This window comes from Kitasatospora purpeofusca (genome assembly GCF_036010405.1).
In the GTDB taxonomy this organism is placed as follows: Bacteria; Actinomycetota; Actinomycetes; order Streptomycetales; family Streptomycetaceae; genus Kitasatospora; species Kitasatospora purpeofusca.
Map to the genome: position 1 here is coordinate 401,347 of NZ_CP108561.1, position 18,142 is coordinate 419,488.

The 18,142-nt window shown below is 72.2% G+C and carries 16 protein-coding genes; 8 read left to right on the forward strand and 8 right to left on the reverse strand.

The annotated features are described in order from the left end of the window. Positions 1-37: 37 nt before the first annotated feature. The gene (locus tag OG715_RS01815) at positions 38-1,528 is read left to right on the forward strand and encodes a DPP IV N-terminal domain-containing protein (protein WP_327063712.1); all 1,491 of its coding nucleotides are present in this window, start codon (positions 38-40) and stop codon (positions 1,526-1,528) included. Between the two features lie 61 nt (positions 1,529-1,589). Here OG715_RS01815 and OG715_RS01820 read toward each other — a convergent pair whose 3' ends face one another. The 5 genes from OG715_RS01820 to OG715_RS01840 form a co-directional block, all read right to left on the reverse strand. Beyond that, positions 1,590-2,459 (reverse strand): haloalkane dehalogenase, encoded by an 870-nt coding sequence (locus OG715_RS01820; RefSeq protein ID WP_327063713.1) that lies wholly within the window; start codon positions 2,457-2,459, stop codon positions 1,590-1,592. Between the two features lie 299 nt (positions 2,460-2,758). Further along, positions 2,759-3,640: a LysR family transcriptional regulator gene (locus OG715_RS01825; protein WP_327063714.1), complete on the reverse strand. Its 882-nt coding sequence runs from the start codon at positions 3,638-3,640 to the stop codon at positions 2,759-2,761. Positions 3,641-3,836: 196 nt separating this feature from the next. Next, positions 3,837-4,847: a hypothetical protein gene (locus OG715_RS01830; protein WP_327063715.1), complete on the reverse strand. Its 1,011-nt coding sequence runs from the start codon at positions 4,845-4,847 to the stop codon at positions 3,837-3,839. Between the two features lie 179 nt (positions 4,848-5,026). After that, on the reverse strand, positions 5,027-5,359 hold the full coding sequence (locus tag OG715_RS01835; protein ID WP_327063716.1) for a hypothetical protein: 333 nt from the start codon (positions 5,357-5,359) through the stop codon (positions 5,027-5,029). A 29-nt stretch (positions 5,360-5,388) separates the two neighbouring features. Further along, positions 5,389-7,062 carry a nickel/cobalt transporter gene (locus OG715_RS01840; protein ID WP_327063717.1) on the reverse strand — a complete coding sequence of 558 codons (1,674 nt, stop codon included), beginning with the start codon at positions 7,060-7,062 and terminating at the stop codon, positions 5,389-5,391. Positions 7,063-7,597: 535 nt separating this feature from the next. Between OG715_RS01840 and OG715_RS01845 the strand changes: the two genes are divergently transcribed. The 3 genes from OG715_RS01845 to OG715_RS01855 all read left to right on the forward strand — a co-directional run bounded on the left by OG715_RS01845 (position 7,598) and on the right by OG715_RS01855 (position 11,010). Continuing rightward, positions 7,598-9,046 carry a DUF4331 domain-containing protein gene (locus OG715_RS01845; protein WP_327063718.1) on the forward strand — a complete coding sequence of 483 codons (1,449 nt, stop codon included), beginning with the start codon at positions 7,598-7,600 and terminating at the stop codon, positions 9,044-9,046. Between the two features lie 91 nt (positions 9,047-9,137). Next, on the forward strand, positions 9,138-10,457 hold the full coding sequence (locus OG715_RS01850) for a tetratricopeptide repeat protein (protein ID WP_327063719.1): 1,320 nt from the start codon (positions 9,138-9,140) through the stop codon (positions 10,455-10,457). 100 nt (positions 10,458-10,557) lie between these two features. Then, positions 10,558-11,010 carry a hypothetical protein gene (locus OG715_RS01855; protein WP_327063720.1) on the forward strand — a complete coding sequence of 151 codons (453 nt, stop codon included), beginning with the start codon at positions 10,558-10,560 and terminating at the stop codon, positions 11,008-11,010. Between the two features lie 56 nt (positions 11,011-11,066). On the opposite strand, the gene OG715_RS01860 is transcribed toward OG715_RS01855, so the two are convergent. Continuing rightward, on the reverse strand, positions 11,067-11,450 hold the full coding sequence (locus OG715_RS01860; protein WP_327063721.1) for a contact-dependent growth inhibition system immunity protein: 384 nt from the start codon (positions 11,448-11,450) through the stop codon (positions 11,067-11,069). 393 nt (positions 11,451-11,843) lie between these two features. Here OG715_RS01860 and OG715_RS01865 point away from each other — a divergent pair, with 393 nt between their 5' ends. Further along, on the forward strand, positions 11,844-12,395 hold the full coding sequence (locus OG715_RS01865) for an NUDIX domain-containing protein (protein WP_327063722.1): 552 nt from the start codon (positions 11,844-11,846) through the stop codon (positions 12,393-12,395). A 688-nt stretch (positions 12,396-13,083) separates the two neighbouring features. Here OG715_RS01865 and OG715_RS01870 read toward each other — a convergent pair. After that, positions 13,084-13,470: a winged helix-turn-helix transcriptional regulator gene (locus tag OG715_RS01870; RefSeq protein WP_327063723.1), complete on the reverse strand. Its 387-nt coding sequence runs from the start codon at positions 13,468-13,470 to the stop codon at positions 13,084-13,086. A gap of 179 nt (positions 13,471-13,649) precedes the next feature. Between OG715_RS01870 and OG715_RS01875 the strand changes: the two genes are divergently transcribed. The 3 genes from OG715_RS01875 to OG715_RS01885 all read left to right on the forward strand — a co-directional run bounded on the left by OG715_RS01875 (position 13,650) and on the right by OG715_RS01885 (position 16,498). Next, positions 13,650-14,693 (forward strand): zinc-binding alcohol dehydrogenase family protein, encoded by a 1,044-nt coding sequence (locus OG715_RS01875; protein ID WP_327063724.1) that lies wholly within the window; start codon positions 13,650-13,652, stop codon positions 14,691-14,693. A 288-nt stretch (positions 14,694-14,981) separates the two neighbouring features. Further along, complete coding sequence (galE, locus tag OG715_RS01880) at positions 14,982-15,941, forward strand: UDP-glucose 4-epimerase GalE (RefSeq protein ID WP_327063725.1); 960 nt, start codon at positions 14,982-14,984, stop codon at positions 15,939-15,941. Positions 15,942-16,075: 134 nt separating this feature from the next. Then, the gene (locus tag OG715_RS01885; protein WP_327063726.1) at positions 16,076-16,498 is read left to right on the forward strand and encodes a DUF4240 domain-containing protein; all 423 of its coding nucleotides are present in this window, start codon (positions 16,076-16,078) and stop codon (positions 16,496-16,498) included. Positions 16,499-16,694: 196 nt separating this feature from the next. On the opposite strand, the gene OG715_RS01890 is transcribed toward OG715_RS01885, so the two are convergent. Beyond that, positions 16,695-17,981, reverse strand: coding sequence for a phytase (locus tag OG715_RS01890; RefSeq protein ID WP_327063727.1), 1,287 nt, complete (start codon positions 17,979-17,981; stop codon positions 16,695-16,697). Between the last annotated feature and the right edge of the window lie 161 nt (positions 17,982-18,142).

Sequence of the window (18,142 nt, forward strand, 5' to 3'; positions counted from 1 at the left end):
CCACACCGGGACACCGCACCCAGGAAGGACCACAACCATGATCACCGCCCAGGACCACCGGGCCGCGGATCAGCTCCTCCAGTGCCCGGCCCGGCCCGCCGGACCCGTCGTCGACGACGAGGTCGGGCCGCAGTGGATCGACGGCGGCGCACGGTTCTGGTTCGCGGTGGGCAACGGCAGCGGCAGGCGGTTCGTCCTGGTCGATCCGGCGGCGGGCACCCGCGAGCCGGCCTTCGACCACGCCCGGCTCGCCGCCGCCCTGGCCACCGCCTCCGGGCAGCCGGTCGACCCCGAGGCCCTGCCGCTCACGGACGTCCGACCGACCGGGGGCGCCGTGGAGTTCGCCGCCCTCGGCGGGTACTGGCGCTGCCGCCTCGACGACTACAGCTGCGAGCCGGCCGGATTCACGCCGCCGGGCGACCCGCCGGAGGTGCTGTCCCCCGACGGGAAGGTGACGGTCACGCGGCGGGGGCACGACCTGTGGGCACGCTCCCTGTCCGACGGCCGCCAGTGGGCGCTGACCACCGACGGCACGCCCGACCACCCGTACGGCACCGACCCGGCCGACCCGGCCGGCACCGCCGACGCCTCCCGGCCGCACGGGATCGGCCTGCCGCACCTGCCGCCCGCGGTGGTCTGGTCACCCGACTCGACGCGGGTGCTGACGCACCGGACGGACGAACGCGGTGTCCGGCAGAACCGTCCGGCCGGGGCACGGCCCGCCGACGGCGGCGTGGCCGCCGTACCCTCCCAGCGGTACGCCCGCGCCGGGGACGGAACCGTGGCGCAGGCCGAACTCGTCGTGCTGTGCGTCGACAACGGCACCGCGGTCCGCGCGCAGGCCGGTCCGCTGCTCCTGCCGCAGATGTCGCCGATCGCCACCAAGTGGGCGTGGTGGGCCGAGGACAGCTCGGCGGTGTACTACCTGGCCCGCTCGCGCACGCTCTCCCTGCGCCGGCTCGACCCCGCGACCGGTGAGGTCACCACCGTGCTCAGCGAGGTCGGCGACACCCCGGTCGAGCCCGACCACGGGCCCTACGAACCGCCGATCGTGCAAGTGCTGACCGACGAGGTGCTCTGGTACTCGGAGCGCGACGGCCGGGGCCACCTCTACCGGTACGACCTGCACACCGGCGCGCTGCTCGGGCAGGTCACCTCCGGGCCGTGGTCGGTGCGGCAGATCCTGCGCGTCGACGAGGCCCGGCGGGTCGTGTACTTCACCGCTTCCGGACGGGTCGAGGAGGACCCGGGCCGCCGCACGGTGTGCCGGGCCGCACTGGACGGGCCCCGCTTCGGATCCGGATCCGGCTTCGGCTTCAGTTTCGGATTCGGCTTCGGCCTCGGTTCCGGCTTCGGTTCCAGCTCCGGGTTCGGCTTCGCCGAACTCACGGACGACGAGCTGGACCACGCCGTCACCGTGGCGGACGGCCAGGAGTACTTCCTCGACTCCGCGTCCACCGTCGACACCCCGCCGGTGACCCGGGTCCGCGACTGGACCGGGCGGGTGCTGGTCGAGCTGTCCGCCTGAGTGCCGTGCCACCGGAACGGCGGCCCGTCGCCACCGACGGCCTGTCACCCCCCGCAGCGCGTCACGCCCGGCGGAGCTTGTGCCGGTCGGCCCAGGCGGCGACGGCGGCGCCGATCGCGCGGGGGTGGTCCTCCGGGGTGTGGTGGCCCGCGACCGCGTCGTGGTGCTCGATCTCCAGACCGGCGATGTTCTCCGCGCACCAGTCGACGATCGCCGGGCCCATCATCGCGCCGGGGCCGGCCTCGAAGGTGAGGAGCAGCTTGGGCACGTCCGCGCTGGCCGCCAGCCACCGGTCGTAGGCCGTGATCCTGGCGACCACCTCGGCGGGTTCGCCTCCCAGCGGCATCGAACGCGGCCACTGCAGCAGCGGGCGGCGGCTCTCCCCGGTCGGGTACGGGGCCCGGTAGACGTCCAGGTCGGCCGGGGCGAGCGGGGTGGCGACGCTGCCGGGCAGCACCTGCTCGATGAAGGCGTTGTCGTCCAGGATCAGGGCCTCGCCGACCCCGGGCGTCCTGATCGCCTCGAACAGCGGGCGACCGCCCTCGGGGAACTCCTCCCAGGTCATCGGCTTGACGATGGTCTCGGTGAACGCGATGCCGCGCACGCGTCCGGGATGCCGCGCGGCCCAGTCGAAGGCGAGGGCGCCGCCCCAGTCGTGTCCGACCAGCACCACCTCGTCCAGGCCGAGCGCGTCGAACCAGGCGTCCAGGTAACGGGCGTGGTCGGCGAAGGTGTAGGCGATGTCCGGCTTGCCCGACTCCCCCATGCCGATCAGGTCCGGGGCCAGCAGTCGGCCCGGTCCGCCGACGGCGGGGAGGACGTCCCGCCACAGGTGGGAGGAGGTGGGGTTGCCGTGCAGGAAGACCACCGGCGCACCGGCGCCGGACTCCCGGTGGAACATGGTGGAGTCGAGTACGGGCTGGACAGGCATGGGAGCGGAGCCTTTCAAAGGTGCGGCCGTCGGCGGGAGTTCGCCGGAACGCCGGGCCGGACGGCGAGGTCCCGATCCACTGGGTACCGTCCGGAATTCCGACGTGGGGAACGCTATGTTCCGCCCCGGTGCGGGTCAATCGAGTCGAGGCCGCTGTAGACCGATTCCCCCAGGTCACAGCCCTCGAATTGTTGCAACGGGAATGCCCGCGAATGCACTACCGGGGCGGCGGATCCGGCCTACGACCCCCGCGGCGGTTCTCCGCCGCGGGCGGCGACGCACCAGGGTCCCCGCCGACGTCAGACCGTGCCGAGGTCGCGGACCACCTGCGCGAAGGCCCGGATGAGGTCGTTCTCCGATTCGCCGTGCCACACCGGCCCGTAGCCCAGTGGGTCCATGTCGTGGATGGGCAGCCACTCGATGTCCGGGCGGGCCCAGTAGCGGCTCACGTGGACGGGGAAGGGGTTGACGACCTCGCCGTTGCTGACGAGGGTGAAGATCTCGTCGATGTTGTCGACCTCCAGCCCCCGTTCGATCACCCGGCCCTTGGGGGTGTGCGGCGGCGTGTAGGCATCGCCCCAGTACTCGGGGAGGCCCTGGCTGAACGTGGTGCGGAAGTCGCCGAGCATCTCCAGACTCGCCGAGGCCCGCCCGGCCAGCTCGTGGTCGAGCGACACCGCCAGCACTCTGGTCTCGGCGAACATCGTCGGGCCGGTGACCAGGTCGGGTTCCAGGACGGGGAGCCAGGAGACCAGGATGTCGACGTCCCCGCGGCGCAGCCCGGCGAAGGGATCGACGAACGGGGCGTGCCGCAGCCTGATCCCCCACTGGGGATGCCGGGTGCGGAAGGTCTCCCAGTACGGGCGCAGCTCGTGGGCGTTGGCGGGGATCATGCCGATACGCAGCAGGTCGGTCTTGCCCTGGGCGGCCGTCCGGGCCCGCTCCAGGCTCTCCTTCAGGCCCCGGTGGATCGGCACCAGGTCCTTCCGCAGCTGCTCCCCGGCGGGCGTCAGCCGCACATTGCGGCTGTCGCGCTGGAACAGCTCGACGCCGATGCTGCGCTCCTGCTGCTTGATGGCCTGGCTGACCCGTGCGGTCGACACGTACAGCCGCTTGGCGGTCCGCCCGAAGTGCAGCTCCTCCGCCAGCGTCAGAAAGATCTCGATGTCGCGCAGTTCCATGGCTTCCCACCCCGTTGACCAGCCGCTCGACCCCGACGAGCGCGAGCAAGAGTGGCACGTCGCCGCCCTCTGCCGCAACGCCGGACGATCTTCGAGGGGCCGCCCTCGGTGGCGGGCCCGCCGTGCACGGTCAGCCGCCGCGTGGGCCCCTGTCACCGATTCCGGCTCCGGGACCGCGGCGGTAGGTGAGGCGACGTCACTGCAGGCTGAGCCGGTGGGGGTGGCCGGGATCCCGGGGGCACACGAAGACGTAGAGAATCCCGTCCCGGCTCACGAGGACGGACGTCGCTCCGATCGCCCCCTCCAAGGTCTCCCGGTCCTCCAACGGGACCCAGCTGGCGTTGGAGCTGTCGCACTCGTAGCTGGCGATGGTGAGGAGAGGTTCCATGGGCTGTCCGCATTCGCAGTCCATGGGCGCCGGATCCGTCACGTGCCAGGAGGCGAATCCGCCGACCTTCCAGCCCGGGGCGATCGAGAGGTCGCTCCGGTAGCCGACTGCCTCCTCGTCGCGCTCGTCCTCGGGCCCCTCCCACTTCTCTATGCGCCTGCGCAGACGGTCGGGAAGCAGATCGATGTACTGGTGCTCCACCACCTGTTCCGGGTGCAGGACACAGGGGTCGAGCACGTACCCCGGAGCACCGACCACCACCGGCTCCGGCTGGTCGGCCAGTACCTCACGGACGTCGGCGGAACGACGCCAGCGCAGGTGCAGCGCCAACTGGTGGCCGGTCCCGTGGGCGTCGAAGGGGCACCAGAACACCTGGAGAACGTCGCAGTCGGCGGGCCCGCCGAACAGGTCGGGCACGTCCTTGCGGTAGAGCTGGGCGACTGCCAGCAGGGGGATCGGGTCGGTGTTCGCCAGCCACGGGGCGTGCCGCCCGCGCTTCAGCGAGGCCAGGACCTCCCGTTCGGCTTCCGTCCACCCGGGCCTGACACCCGCTTCTGAGGCACGACGCCATTCCGCGGCCTCGATCCGACGCCGGAGCCGGACGTCCTCCACCCGCTCGCCCCAACTCCTCTTGTGCGGGTGCGTGCAGACCGGCCACGGCTCGTCGGACGGCCAGAGCATGGGTCCACCCACGGAGCTGTCCCGCGCGCCGGGGGCTCCGGGCCTGGGGTGCAGGCGGGTCGCGGTCCGCCGGTACCGGGCCAGCTCCGGGAAGAGCTCCTCCACGTCCACCGGCCGCTCAGGTGTCGTACGGGTCATTCCTGTCCTCATCATCATGCCTGCACGACCCTCATGAGTCCGTCCCGGCATTCTGACATCGTTCCAGCAGGTCAGCGGCCGTCGATACCCCGACGGCCACTGGGGCGTCGACCTCGATACGGGCATCCCGGAGCGGGCCCGGTCACCGGGCTGCAGGGGGCCGGACGGTGCGTCAGGTCCTACTTCGGCGGCGACACACGGCTCGTGTCGCCGCCGAGTTCGGCGTACAGCTCGGTCCAGCGGCGGTCGGTGTCGGTCGGCGGCTTGCCGTCGCAGTAGGTCCTGGTCCCGTTGGCCGTGTAGAAGCGCATCATCTCCAGCACCGCCCGTGGGTCGGAGTTCTCTCTTCCGGTGTACTTGGCGCCGGGGTCCTGGCTCTGGTGCTCGATGCAGGACGGGGACGGTGTGCCGGGCTGTGCGTCGAAGCTCCCGTTCGGCTCGGCTCCGCACGCCGTCAGCGGCGCCGCGGCGAGGAGGAGCAGGCACAGCAGGTGCGCGCGGCGGGTGGTCACGGTGATCGGCCTCCGGTGGGGACGGGTGTTCACAGGGTCGAGGGGAAGCTGCGGACGACCAGTCCCACCCCCACGGTGAGGATGAGCAGGGCGGTCAGCAGGGCGCTGTACGGGGCGATGCGACGCAGTCGGCCGACGACGGGGCCGTCCGCCGCGCCCGCGAGCCGGTCGCCGAGGCGGACCAGGAGCAGGCCGACGGCGGTGAGGGTGGCGGCCATGCCCAGGCCGTAGGCGAGCACCAGGGCCGCGCCGAAGAGGGTCCGGCCGAGGGCGACTGCGCCCAGCAGGACCACCAGGGCGGACGGGCTCGGGACCAGGCCGCCGGCGATGCCGAGGCCGACGAGGCTTCGGCGGCCGGGTGCTGCGGGGTCGTGGTGGTGATGGTGGCCGCCTCCGAACAGGCCGTGTCGGTGGCCGTGGTCGTGGCCGTGGTCGTGGTCGTGCGAGTGGCCGTGCGGGTCGTCGTGATCGTGATCGTGCGGATGGTCGTGCCCGTGTCCGTGCTCGTGTCCGTCCTCGTGTGAATGGGCGGCCTGGGCGTGACCGTGCAGGTGACCGTGGTGCTCGTGCTGCCCGATCGGCGCGGGCGACGCGGACACGTGCGCGAGTTCCCTGCGGGGTTCGATGTCCGCGTCCCCGTGGGAGTGCCGGTGGTGCTCGTGCGCCCCGGCACTGCGGGAACGCCGGAGCGCGTCGCGCAGCAGGCCAGCCCCGACAACGGCGACCAGGGCGCCGCTGAGAACGCCCAGCCAGCCGAGCAGTACGTCGCCGGCCAGCGAGGAGAACGCGGTCAGGCAGAGACCGATGACGAGGACGCCGGCGGTGTGGGTGGCCGTGACGGTCGCGCCGACGGTGACGGCGTCGCGGGTACTGCCCCGGCGACCCGCGAGGTAGGCGGCCATCACGGTCTTGCCGTGTCCGGGCAGCAGCGCGTGCCCGGCGCCCAGGACGATCGACAGCAGGACGGCGAGCAGTCCGAGGGGGACGGTGAGGCGTCGGGCGGCACCGAGTTCGGTGAGGCGGGCGTCGAGACTGCTGAGCCAGGCCGTCGGCCCGGACCCCTCCGCCCTCACGACCGCCCCCTGGGCGGGTGCCGCACTGCCGCCCGGGCTCGCGCGGAACCGGGCATGGGTGACGCCGCTGGGGCTGTCGAGCAGGTCGCGGGGGTAGTCCCGCAGTTCCTTGGAGACCGATCGGCTCGGTACGTCGGAAGACTGGACCGTCGCCCCGTCGCCCCGGACGGTGATCTCGTTCCATCCGACCCGGCCCGGGTCGCTCCCGCCGACGACGCGCACGGTGGTGCCGTCGGCCGGGAGACGCAGTTCGGCCCGCAGTCGGCACTCCAGACGGCTGGTGCGCAGGCCCGCGGAACCGTCCTCGTACTGGAACCGCGCGGAGTCCGTTCGCCAGGTCAGCGCCGAGGTCGCCGGGTCGGCCGTCACCCGGAGGTCCCGTGCGGTCCGGTCGCACTGCTCGGACGCCCAGGCGGTGCGCTCGGCGTCGTCGACGGTGCCGTCGCCGTCGCGGTCGACCTTCGGTTGCTCCTGGAGGGTGGGGATCTCGGCGGCGTCGGTGACGGCGAGGACCTCGATGTCGTCGGGGTGGACGGTGAAGCCGAGGTAGTGGTTGAGGGAGAAGTTCCCCAGCGGATGGGCGCCGGCGGCGGGTGCCGCGAGGACGAGCAGGCACAACGCACCTGACACCGCCGCACCTGCCCGGGCGAGAAATCGTGGGACCGCCACGCTGGGCCTCCGGGGAAGGGGCCGGTTGCCGTGGCGAAGCCCGGCCCGGCGGGAAGAGGAAAGGGGGAAGGGGCCGAGAAGGCCCACATCACCTTCGGGCTGCCGGGCCGCTCGGATCGCTCACCGTTCCGACCTGCCCACGGGGACCACTCGCACGGAGCACCGCCCTCGGACACCGGTTCCCATCGGTCGAACACACGGTCTTCGCCGCGCTGCCTCGGTGCTTCCCACGTCACGAATCCTTGTTGCAACAAGCCTGCAATTACTGCTTTTTTCGCCGTGCTGGCGGCCCCTCAGGGAGGTCTGCACCTGTGCGAGTGACATCACTGACCCGTCGGGGTGAGGCGACCGAACCGCGCCCGCACCGCTGACGAAGCCCGCACGGGATCCGGTCCACAGTGCCCAGTGCGGCAGCTCAGCCGAATCCCCCCGCTCCGCCGCCGCATTCGGCCCGGAGCGGACACCGTCCCTTCACGGAAGCGAGCACCCCACCCGTATGAACGTCACGCTCCGACCTGCCCGCAGAAGCACCGTCGCCCGCACCGCGGCGATCCTCACCACCATGGGCCTCGCTCTCGCCGGCACCGCGATCCTCGGGTCCGGCGCCGGCGTCAGCACCGCCTCCAGCCACCGCGAGGCGCCGCTCATCGCCGCCGACCCGCAGGTCGACAACACCGACGTCTACGCCTTCACCAGCCCCGACAAGCCGGACACCGTCACCCTGGTCGCCAACTGGCTGCCGTTCCAGGAGCCCAACGGCGGCCCGAACTTCTACCCCTGGGCCGACGGCGCGCACTACGACATCAACATCGACTCCCAGGGCACCGGCAAACCCGACCTCACCTACCGCTGGACCTTCCACACCGAGGACCGGCGCGGCACCAACACCTTCCTCTACAACAACGGCGTGGTGAACAACCTCACCGACCCCACCCTGCTGTTCCGCCAGTACTACACGCTCCAGGAACTGCGCCCCGGCTGCGACCCGGTCACCCTGGTCGAGCACGGCACCGCGGCGCCGTCCGACACCGGCCGCGCCTCGATGCCGAAGTACGGGCAGCTGCGGCAGCAGGCAACCGTCCAACTGCCGGGCGGCGGGCAGACGGTGGCCACCCAGGCGGCCGACCCGTTCTTCCTCGACCTGCGGGTCTTCGACCTCCTCTACGGCGGCAACCTCTCCGAGGTCGGCCAGAACACCCTCGCCGGGTACAACGTCAACTCCCTTTCCATCCAGGTGCCCAAGAGCCGCCTCGCCTACAAGGGCGACGCCGGCCGCAACCCGGTCATCGGGGTGTGGTCCAGCACCGAGAAGCAGACCCTCAAGCTCAGCCCCGGCAAGGCCGAACCGACCGGCAAGTTCGTCCAGGTCTCCCGCCTCGGCAACCCGCTCGTCAACGAGGTCGTCCTGCCCGCCGGTCTCAAGGACGCCTTCAACTCCCTGCCGCCGTCGGAGGACCACAACCAGCCCGCCGTGGTCGCCAAGGTGCTGAACCCCGAGGTGCCGCAGCTGATCCAGGCGATCTACGGCCTCCCGGCCCCGGCCACCCCGCGCACCGACCTCCAGGAGATCTTCCTGACCGGCATCGCCAAGGCCGCCAACGGCCCGCTCGCCGTCGACCTCAACTCCCAGCTGATGAACCAGGACATCGACCCGAAGCACTTCGTGCCCGCCGAAGAGCTGCGGCTGAACATGTCCACCCCCGTCACCGCCAAGCCCGACCGGCTCGGCGTCCTCAACGGCGACTTCCAGGGCTTCCCCAACGGCCGCCGCCTCACCGACGACGTCGTCGACATCGCCCTCCAGGTCATGGAGGGCGCCACCCCGGGCCACCTGATCGGCGCCCTCGCCGCCGGCGACAAGGTCAACACCGCCGACAAGCCCTTCGGCACCGCCTTCCCCTACCTCGCGCTGCCGTACGACAAGGCCGTCAACCAGGCCCACTGACCCACCCCGCCGTGCGGATGGCCGACCCCCGCTGTCCACTGTCGGCCACCCGCCCGGCCACCAGCACTCGCCGCGCCTCCGAAGGGTCCTCATGCGCCGCCTGCCCCTGCTGCTCACCACCCTCGCCCTGTGCGGCGGCCTGGCCGCGTTCGGGGCACTGGACCGCACCGGGCCCGCCACCCCCCACTCGGCCGCGGACACCGCCGGGCCTCCGAACGGCGCTTCCGCCCACGACAGTTCGCTGACCCACGCCATCAGCGCCGACCAGCAGCGCCTGCGGCAACTGCCCACCGACGCGGCAGCGTGGGCGCGCCTGGGCGCCGAGTACGTCGAACAGGCCCGCCTCACCGCCGACCCGTCGTACTACCCCAAGGCCGACGAGGCCCTGCACCGCTCCCTCGACCTGGCGCCGCAGGCGAACACCGACGCCCTCACCGGCCTCGGCGCCCTCGCCAACGCCCGCCACCTCTTCGACCAGGCCCGGGAGTTCGCCGAGCAGGCTGTCACCGCCTCGCCGGCGCACTGGCCCGCCTACGCCGTCCTCGCCGACGCCCGCACCCAGCTCGGCGACGACACCGGCGCCACCGAGGCCGTCCAGCAACTCCTGGACCGCCGCCCCGGCACCGCCTCCTTCACCCGCGCCGCCTACGACCTCGAACAGCACGGCCGCACCGACGACGCCCGGGCCGCGCTCCGGCAGGCCCTCGACGGTGCCTACGACCCCGCCGACAAAGCCTTCTGCCAGTACCAGCTCGCCGAACTCGACCGGAACACCGGCCGCGCCGACGACGCCCTCGCCGGCTACCGGCAGGCCCTGCGCACCGACCCCGACCACACCCCCGCCCTCGCCGGCCAGGCCCGCGCCGAAGCCGCCCTCGGCCGCAACGACGACGCCCTGCGCGACTACACCGCCGCCGTCGCCCGCGTCCCGCTCCCCCAGTACCTCCTCGAACTCGGCGAGCTCCACGAATCCCTCGGCCACCCCGAACAGGCCCGGGAGCAGTACCGGCTGCTGGCCGCCGAACAACAGCTCGCCGCCGCCAACGGCGTCGTCGACGACCTCACCCTCGGCCAGTACCAGGCCGACCACGGCGACCCGGCCGAGGCCGTCCGCCTGCTGCGCGCCGAATGGGCCCGCCGTCAGAACGCCCTCGTCGCCGATGCCCTCGCCTGGGCCCTGCACCGCACCGGCGCCGACGCCGAAGCCCTCACCCTCGCCCGCCGGGCCCAGGCCCACGGCTGGCACAACGCCCTCTTCCTCTACCACCTCGGCACGATCGAACTCGCCCTCGACCACACCGCCGACGCCCGCACCCACCTCACCGAAGCCCTCACCACCGACCCCGCCTTCCACCCCCTCCAGGCCCCACTGGCCCGCACCGCACTCACCGCACTCACCGCACTCCGATGAGCGGGGCCGAGCCTCGCTGCCGCGGCAGCGAGCGCCGACAGCCGCTGCCCGCCACCCGGGCGGGCAGCCCTGCATCAGGGGGGATCGACCCCGATCGACCTTGACCGAGCCGTCCGGCCGGAACGATCCTGGCCTCGTGGAAGACGCAGTGGTTCAAGAACTTGCCCGCTGGATCGCGGAGGCGAACTCCCCGTCCTGGGCCGTCAGGGCCGCCGCAGGGCAACGGTTGGCGGCGGCGCCCCTGATCGAGAGTGTTGCCGATGTCCTGCACCGCCTCCTCCTCGATCCTCATGACACCGGAGTGACCTCCGACACCGCTGCGGCGCTGCTGGCCCGAAGGGATCTGCCCGGCCTGCGTGCCGTCCTCGCAGCCCGTGCGGTCGCGTCCGACCAGGGCACGGCCGACCAGCTCCAGGCGGAACTGGACGGCGATCCACGCTGGACGACAGGAGCGGACGGCGACGAACTGGCCGTGCAACTCAGGACACTGACGTCGGACCCGGACCCGGACGTCCGTAGCGAAGCCCTGCTGAGGCTGTCGCGCCTGCGGTAACCCGGCCGACGGGGCAGGGGCGGTGGCGCACCGGGCCCGCTCCGGCCGTCGCCCGGTCACCGGGCCAAGAACTCCTCGATCCGGGGAGCCAGGGGCCACGGCGCGTCGGTCAACTCCAGTGCGATCGATCGCACCTCTTCGCCGAGCCCCGGGATCCTGTGCCAGACCTCCGCACCCCGGCTGAGCACGGCGGCCAGGAGATCCCCCTCGTACATGTCGCCCTCCGCAAGCGGGTCTCGCCGCAGGATGTCGACCGCCAGGGGCAGGAGGTGGACGAGGCCCACACTCTGGCCGATCAGCAACCTCAGGTCCTCGACCGTCAGATCACCGACCGGCTTGCGCCGAAGCTCCCGCACGGTCGCCACCAATCGGGTCTCGTCACCCGACGGCGCCGGCCAGCGGTCGCGCTCGAGCTCTTCGAGGGAGCGGTCACGGTTCACAGGTCGAGTCACTGTCCGATCGTCCCAGCCCGGATCGGCGCTGGGACGATCGGGCCGTGACTCCCGGGCCCGGGCCGGGCTTTTCCGCGACTTCGAACGCAGCCACGTCGAAGCGCCCGCCCGCCGCGACCTGATGCGGCTCACACTCCAGCTCACCCCCGTCGCCCAGACCTGCGAGCCGCGTTCACCTCCGGATACGGGCGCGAACTCACCCGGGACGAGCGGGCGGCCTGCCGGGCGTGGGCCGCGATCGACTGCCCCGCCGCCCTGCGCTGGGCCCTGGACCACCACGACGAGGAGGTCCTCGGCTACGCCCGCACCGTACTCGCCCTCCTGCGCGAACCGAACCCCTTCGCTTGAACACCCCCTTCCCCACTACCGGTTGGAGTCCCCGTGCAGTCCCTGCGTCAGGCCGTGTGCGTCATCGTCCACGACGAGAAGGCGGGCAAGGTCGTCTGTATCCACTACGCCAACGAGACCTGGTCGGCGGTGCCCGCCTGGACGGTCCCCGGCGGCAAGGTCGAGGAGGGCGAGCGGCTGGACGAGGCCGCCGCCCGCGAGCTGCGCGAGGAGACGGGTCTGACGGTCGCCCCCGAGGAGCTGCGGCTCGTCCACACCATCCAGGTCAGGGCCGGGTGGGACGGCAAGGGCCCCTTCCTGCTCTCCGTTTTCGCCGCGACGTCCTGGAGCGGGGAACTGACCAACACCGAGCCGGACAAGCACCTCGCCGTCCTCTGGACGGACGCCCGGGCGCTGCCCACCCCGATGTTCCCCACCTCGCACGCCGCCCTCACCGCCCTCGTCGAAGCCCTCAAGGACCGCGGCTGCGGATCCGTCGAACTACGCGCCACCGCCGCCGGCGCCGGCCTGTACCGGACCCTCGGCTTCGAACCCCTCGACGGCTTCATGACCCTGCGCCCGGGCCCCGGCGGGTGGACGCGGTGAGCGCCGTCGACCTTGCCCTCGGCGCCGCGCGGGACCTCGACCCAGGCCGACATCAGCAGGTCCTCCGACCGGGTCCGCTCCCCCGCCGTGCCGTTCGCCCAGGCACTGCGCGGAGGCAGTTGGACGATGCGGCGGCAGCACCGGCCCACCTCCGCCGCCAGTGCCTCGGCATCGGCATCGTTCAGGCTGAACACTCCATCTCGAATGCGTCGGCGGGGTAGGAGCGGAGGTGGGTGGCCGGTCGCGGCGCACACTCCGCCCCATGAGGTGTCTCGGACGAGAGCATCGCTTCCAATCGCGAAACTTCTCCCACCCAATCCGTTGATTTACGTTTACTTATGTTGAATCATGAGGAACCACTCACTGCCCCGGACGCCCGTCCCCGGCAGTGGGTACCGTGGCGCCGCCGCACTGCCCCAGGCCGCGGCGTCACATCCCAGGCCCCGCCTGGTCCGGAGCGTTCAGAACCCGGCCGTCGCGACGAAGCGATGATCCGAGCTCCAGTACCGGGCGGGCGCGGAGCTCCGTGAGGGTCGGAGCGGTCCGCGGCCTCGGGGTCGACGGCTTCGCGCGGCATGCCGAAGCCGTCGACCCCGAGCACGGACCGACCACTCACACCCACGTCGACCCCTTGCTGCTCTCCTGTGGACCGGAGCCCGTCCAGAACCCTGTCGTGGCCGCCTCCGGCTCAGGGCGCCGGGAAGCGGTCGATGTTCCGCTCGACCCAGGTCCGCAGGTGCGCGAGCGGAGCGCAGGCGTCGCGGCCGAGCCCGGTCAGGCTGTACTCGACCCGCAGCGGAACCTCGGCGAAGACCTCGCGGTCCACCAGGCCGTGCTCCTCCAGCCGGCGCAGGGTCTGGGTGAGCACCTTGGGGCTGACGCCCTGCAGCCGCGCGCGCAGGGCGCCGAAGCGCTGCGGTCCCTGCTCCAGCGCACCCAGGGCGAGAGCGCTCCACTTGTTGGCGAGCAGGTCGAGCATGTCGCGGCACGGGCAGGCGGCGGCGTAGACGTTCTTCGGGGCATCGCAGTCGGCGGACGCCGCCAGAGCCAGGGGCAGAGTCGCTTTCATCGTCATATCGCCATAGTACCCAGAAGGAACTAGTAGCCCTTGCGGGTTACCACTACCCGTTGCGTACCGTCCAGATGACGGCCCCGGGAGCGGGCGCCGGCCAGGTGCACCAGCCGTACCTGAGCCGCGCCCGCCCGCACCGGGGACCGGACCCAGGACGACACCCCGCAACGAAGGACACCGTGATGAGCAAGAACGAGATCCCCGCGACGATGCGTGCCGTGGCCTACCGCGCGAGCCTGCCCGTCGAGGACCCGGACAGCCTGCAGGACGTGGAGCTGCCGGTTCCCCAGCCCGGTCCGCGGGACCTGCTGGTCCGGGTGGAGGCGGTGGCGCTGAACCCGGTCGACCACAAGGTGCGCCAGAACGTCGATCCGCAGGGCGACTGGAAGGTGCTCGGCTGGGACGCCGCCGGCACGGTGGTCGCGGTGGGCGCCGAGGTCGAGCTGTTCGAGGTCGGGGACGAGGTCTACTACGCCGGGGCGATCGACCGCCCGGGTGCCAACGCCGAGTACCACGCCGTGGACGAGCGGATCGTCGGGCACAAGCCCGTCTCGCTCTCCTTCGCCGAGGCGGCCGCGCTGCCGCTGACCGCGCTGACCGCCTGGGAGGGGCTGTTCGAACGCCTCGGGCTGGCCGCCGTCGCCCCCGACCGCAGCGGCACCCTGCTGGTGACCGCCGCTGCGGGCGGGGTCGGCGCGATGGTCTCCCAGCTGGCCCGCGCGCTGACCGGGCTGACCGTCGTCGGCACGGCCTCCCGCCCGGAGAGCGCGGAGTTCGCCCGTCGGATGGGCGCCCACCACATCGTCGACCACCGCGAACCGCTCGCCGGGCAGCTGGCCGAGGTGGCCCCGGACGGGGTGGACCTGGTGTTCAGCACGGTCGGCACCGACCGCAACCTCCCGGCCTACGCCGAGGCGCTGAGGCCCTTCGGAGCGATCGTGGCCATCGACGACTTCGGCGCCCTGGAGATCGGCGTGCTCAAGTCCAAGAGCATCTCGTTCCACTGGGAGTTCATGTACACCCGCTCGCTGCACCGCACCGCGGACCTGGACGCCCAGCACCACATCCTGGAGCGGGTGGCCCGGCTCGCCGACGACGGCGTGCTCACCAGCACGGCGACGACCGACCTCGGCCCGGTGAACGCCGCCAACCTCCGCGAGGCCCACCGCCGCCAGGAGTCCGGCACCACGATCGGCAAGACCACCCTCACCGGCTTCGCCGGATGAGCCTGCGCAACGGCAACCGCCGCCGGTAGCGCGAGCGGCGACCGTCCCCACGACGGGACCCCCGGGGCCGACCGGGCCCGGGGGTCGTCGTCCGCGGTACCCGAGCAGCCGTTCAGGCCTTCACGGCGTTGACTTATGTTGATTTATGTTTGAGCATGATTGATCTATCGGTGGAAGCGGTCCGTGGGCCCCTGGTCCGGCTGAGGGAGAGCCATGACCGGGCCCGGACGCCTTCCTCGACGAAGGGTCGCCGGAGGCGGCCGTACTGCACCCGCTGGAGGTCTCGTCATGAGTAAGTACCTGGTCACGGGTGGCGCCGGTTATGTCGGCAGTGTGGTCGCCGCCCACCTGCTGGAGGCGGGGCACCAGGTCACCGTCCTGGACGACCTCTCGACCGGTTTCCGGGAGGGCGTGCCGGCCGGTGCCGAGTTCGTCGAGGGCCGGATCCAGGAGGCCGGCGGGGTCCTGGACGGCTCCTTCGACGGTGTGCTGCACTTCGCGGCCTCCTCGCAGGTCGGCGAGTCGGTCGTGGACCCGGAGAAGTACTGGCGCAACAACGTGGCCGGCTCGCTGGAGCTGGTCTCCGCGATGCGCGCGGCGGGTGTGCGCAAGCTGGTGTTCTCCTCCACCGCCGCCACCTACGGCGAGCCGGAGTCGGTGCCGATCGCCGAGACCGCCCGCACCGCGCCGACCAACACCTACGGCGCCACCAAGCTGGCCGTGGACCACCTGATCACCAGCGAGGCCGTCGCCCACGGCCTGGCCGCCGTCTCGCTGCGCTACTTCAACGTGGCCGGTGCGTACGGCGCCCACGGCGAGCGGCACGACCCGGAGTCGCACCTGATCCCGCTGGTCTTCCAGGCCGCGCTCGGGCAGCGCGCGCACATCGCGGTGTACGGCGACGACTACCCGACCCCGGACGGCACCTGCGTCCGCGACTACATCCACGTCGCGGACCTGGCCGACGCGCACCTGCTGGCCCTGGACGCGGCGAAGCCGGGCGAGCACCTGATCTGCAACCTGGGCAACGGCAGCGGCTTCTCGGTCCACGAGGTGATCGAGTCGGTCAAGCGGGTCACCGGCCGCGAGATCCCGGTGGTGGTCTCCGGCCGCCGCGCCGGCGACCCGGCGGTCCTGGTGGCCTCCGCCGAGCGCGCCCACCAGGCCCTCGGCTGGACCCCGCACCGCTCCGACCTGGACGACATCGTCGCCGACGCCTGGAAGTTCACCCTGGAACGCCACCCGTGACCACGCCGCCCGACCTCCGCGGCACCGCACCCGAGGACCGGCGGGCCGCACCGGCCGAGCCGACCTGATCGGCGGACCCACCACGTCTGCAACGGAGGCAGGGCCGGTCCGGCGGTTCCGATGTGCCCGGGCTCGTGGCACGCGGGGTCCATGGGGGATCCGGCCCGCGCCGCGCCCTCCCACCGGCCTACCGAGCACCCCTGTGGGGCGCCGCCTACGTGATCAACGGGGGATGCTCCGACGACGGGTTCGACTACTTCCGCGGCTGGTTGATCACCCAGGGCCGAGAGACGTTCGAGCGCGTCATCACCGATCCCGACGCGCTCGCCGGTCTTCCCGCGGTCCGTGCTTACGCCAGGGACGGGCTCGACATCGAGTGCGAGGACGCCCTGGGCCTGGCCTGGAACGCCCACCGGGCGGCGACCGGAGCGGACCTCCCCGACGCCCCGTCCACCTGCCGCCTTCCGGAGCTGGACCCGGACTGGGACTTCGACTTCGAGGACGGCGACGAGCTGAGCCGTCGGCTGCCCCGTTTGGCGAAGCTCTACGCGGAATAGCGTCACGGACGGAGGGATCCTCACCGACCCACGTGTCGATCCCGACCGAAGGGAGACAAGGCGGCCGGCACACGGCGGGGCACCGTGCGCCGGCCGCCTCGGGCATCAGTCGAGAGCGTCAGCCGGTGGCATCGGCCGATGCCGTCAATCGGTGGCGTCAGTCGGTGGCATCAGTCGGTGGCATCAGTCGGTGGCATCAGTCGATCGCGTCGAGGACCTTGCCCAGGTCGACGAACTTGAAGCCGGTCGCCTCGCGGTCGCCGTCGCCGGGGGTCTCCTTGCCGTCCTGGACGACCAGCAGGCCCTTCGGATACTTGGAGCCGAGCGGCGCGTTGAGGGCCGCGGCCCCGTCGCAGACCTCGGAGCCGTCGAGGGTGGTGGAGGCCGCCGTGATGCGAAAGGCGCCCTCGAACTCGTTGTCGTCGTCACGCTCGCGGTCGTAGGCGACGAAGGTGTTGTCGCCCTGGCTGGAGGCCAGGAGATAGCCGTCGCCGTCCGGCTCGGTGACCAGGGTGAGCCCCTCGACGTCGGCCGTCAGGCGCTTGCCGCCGTAGCCGGGGTCGGCCCCCGGAGCGCACTCCTCGGTCCCCTCGTCGTACGTGCCGGGCACGCCGTACTCGCGCACCTTGTCGATCAGCTCCGGCGTGCCGGTGAGGCCCGCGTCGATGCGCCAGATGCCGACGTCCTCCTGCCCCGCGTACAGGGTGCCGTCCGCGGGGTCGACGACCATGCCCTCGACCTGCGGCAGTTCGCCCGGCTCGGCACAGGGCGTCCAGGAGGTGCCGTTCGGCAGGCGGAAGGAGGACGGCAGGTCGATCGTGCGCACCTGGCGGTAGTCCACCGTGCCGTTCGGGGTGGCGATCAGCTCCAGCAGGGCGATACGGGTGCGATTTCGCTGGCCGACCACCGCGTAGGAGCGGCCGGTGCCGCGGTCCGTCCAGGTGGCCAGGCCGTAGGCGGTCTTCTGGCCGTTGATCTCGGTCTGGTCGGCGGAGAAGACCGGGCGCGCGGCGGGGTCGGTGATGTCGGTGAGGGGGCCACCGGCCCTGTCCCGGTCGATGCGGTAGATCCGCAACCGGTCGTTGCCCCGGTCGCTGACCACCGCGACGTCGGCGCGGCCGCCGGACAGTTGCAGGCCCTGCACCAGGTCCACGTTGTTGAAGCGGCCAGGGGCGTCGTCGGCGCCCGGACCGGCGGGCGCGGGGATCGACTGCACCTCACGGGCGTCCAGGTCGTAGACCCGCAGGCCGCCCTTCTTCGCGGTGGCGACCACCAGGCTGCGGCCCGGGTCGGCGCTGTTGCGCCAGATCGCCGGGTCGTCCGCGTTCGCGTCGCCACCGGCCTCGTCGTCGTACAGCGGCGCGGTCTCGGCCTTGGGCCGGACACTGCTGATCGAGGAGGCCCGGGCCGGGAGGGAGACGGAGGCCGCGAGGGCCGTGCAGAGCACAAGCATGGAAGCGCGAGCGGCAAGACGTAGCGTCATGGTTCTTCCTTGATGAGGGGTTTGCCCTGACAGGGAAGAAGTTCGCGGACGCATCTGTCATGCCCACGTCCGAATGGTATCCGATACCTGAACTCGTCGCGAAGAGTCCGGGGCACCGGTCCGCGAAGGAGCCTGCCGAAGGTGGCCGATTCCCGCCCGTC

What these genes read in the sequence shown, in the direction of transcription:
- OG715_RS01850 (WP_327063719.1), top strand. Translation starts at nt 9,138, where the DNA reads ATGCGCCGCCTGCCCCTGCTGCTCACCACCCTCGCCCTGTGCGGCGGC.
- OG715_RS01830 (WP_327063715.1), bottom strand. Translation starts at nt 4,847, where the DNA reads ATGACCCGTACGACACCTGAGCGGCCGGTGGACGTGGAGGAGCTCTTC.
- OG715_RS01825 (WP_327063714.1), bottom strand. Translation starts at nt 3,640, where the DNA reads ATGGAACTGCGCGACATCGAGATCTTTCTGACGCTGGCGGAGGAGCTG.
- OG715_RS01820 (WP_327063713.1), bottom strand. Translation starts at nt 2,459, where the DNA reads ATGCCTGTCCAGCCCGTACTCGACTCCACCATGTTCCACCGGGAGTCC.
- OG715_RS01845 (WP_327063718.1), top strand. Translation starts at nt 7,598, where the DNA reads ATGAACGTCACGCTCCGACCTGCCCGCAGAAGCACCGTCGCCCGCACC.
- OG715_RS01890 (WP_327063727.1), bottom strand. Translation starts at nt 17,981, where the DNA reads ATGACGCTACGTCTTGCCGCTCGCGCTTCCATGCTTGTGCTCTGCACG.
- OG715_RS01875 (WP_327063724.1), top strand. Translation starts at nt 13,650, where the DNA reads ATGAGCAAGAACGAGATCCCCGCGACGATGCGTGCCGTGGCCTACCGC.
- OG715_RS01815 (WP_327063712.1), top strand. Translation starts at nt 38, where the DNA reads ATGATCACCGCCCAGGACCACCGGGCCGCGGATCAGCTCCTCCAGTGC.
- galE (WP_327063725.1), top strand. Translation starts at nt 14,982, where the DNA reads ATGAGTAAGTACCTGGTCACGGGTGGCGCCGGTTATGTCGGCAGTGTG.
- OG715_RS01870 (WP_327063723.1), bottom strand. Translation starts at nt 13,470, where the DNA reads ATGACGATGAAAGCGACTCTGCCCCTGGCTCTGGCGGCGTCCGCCGAC.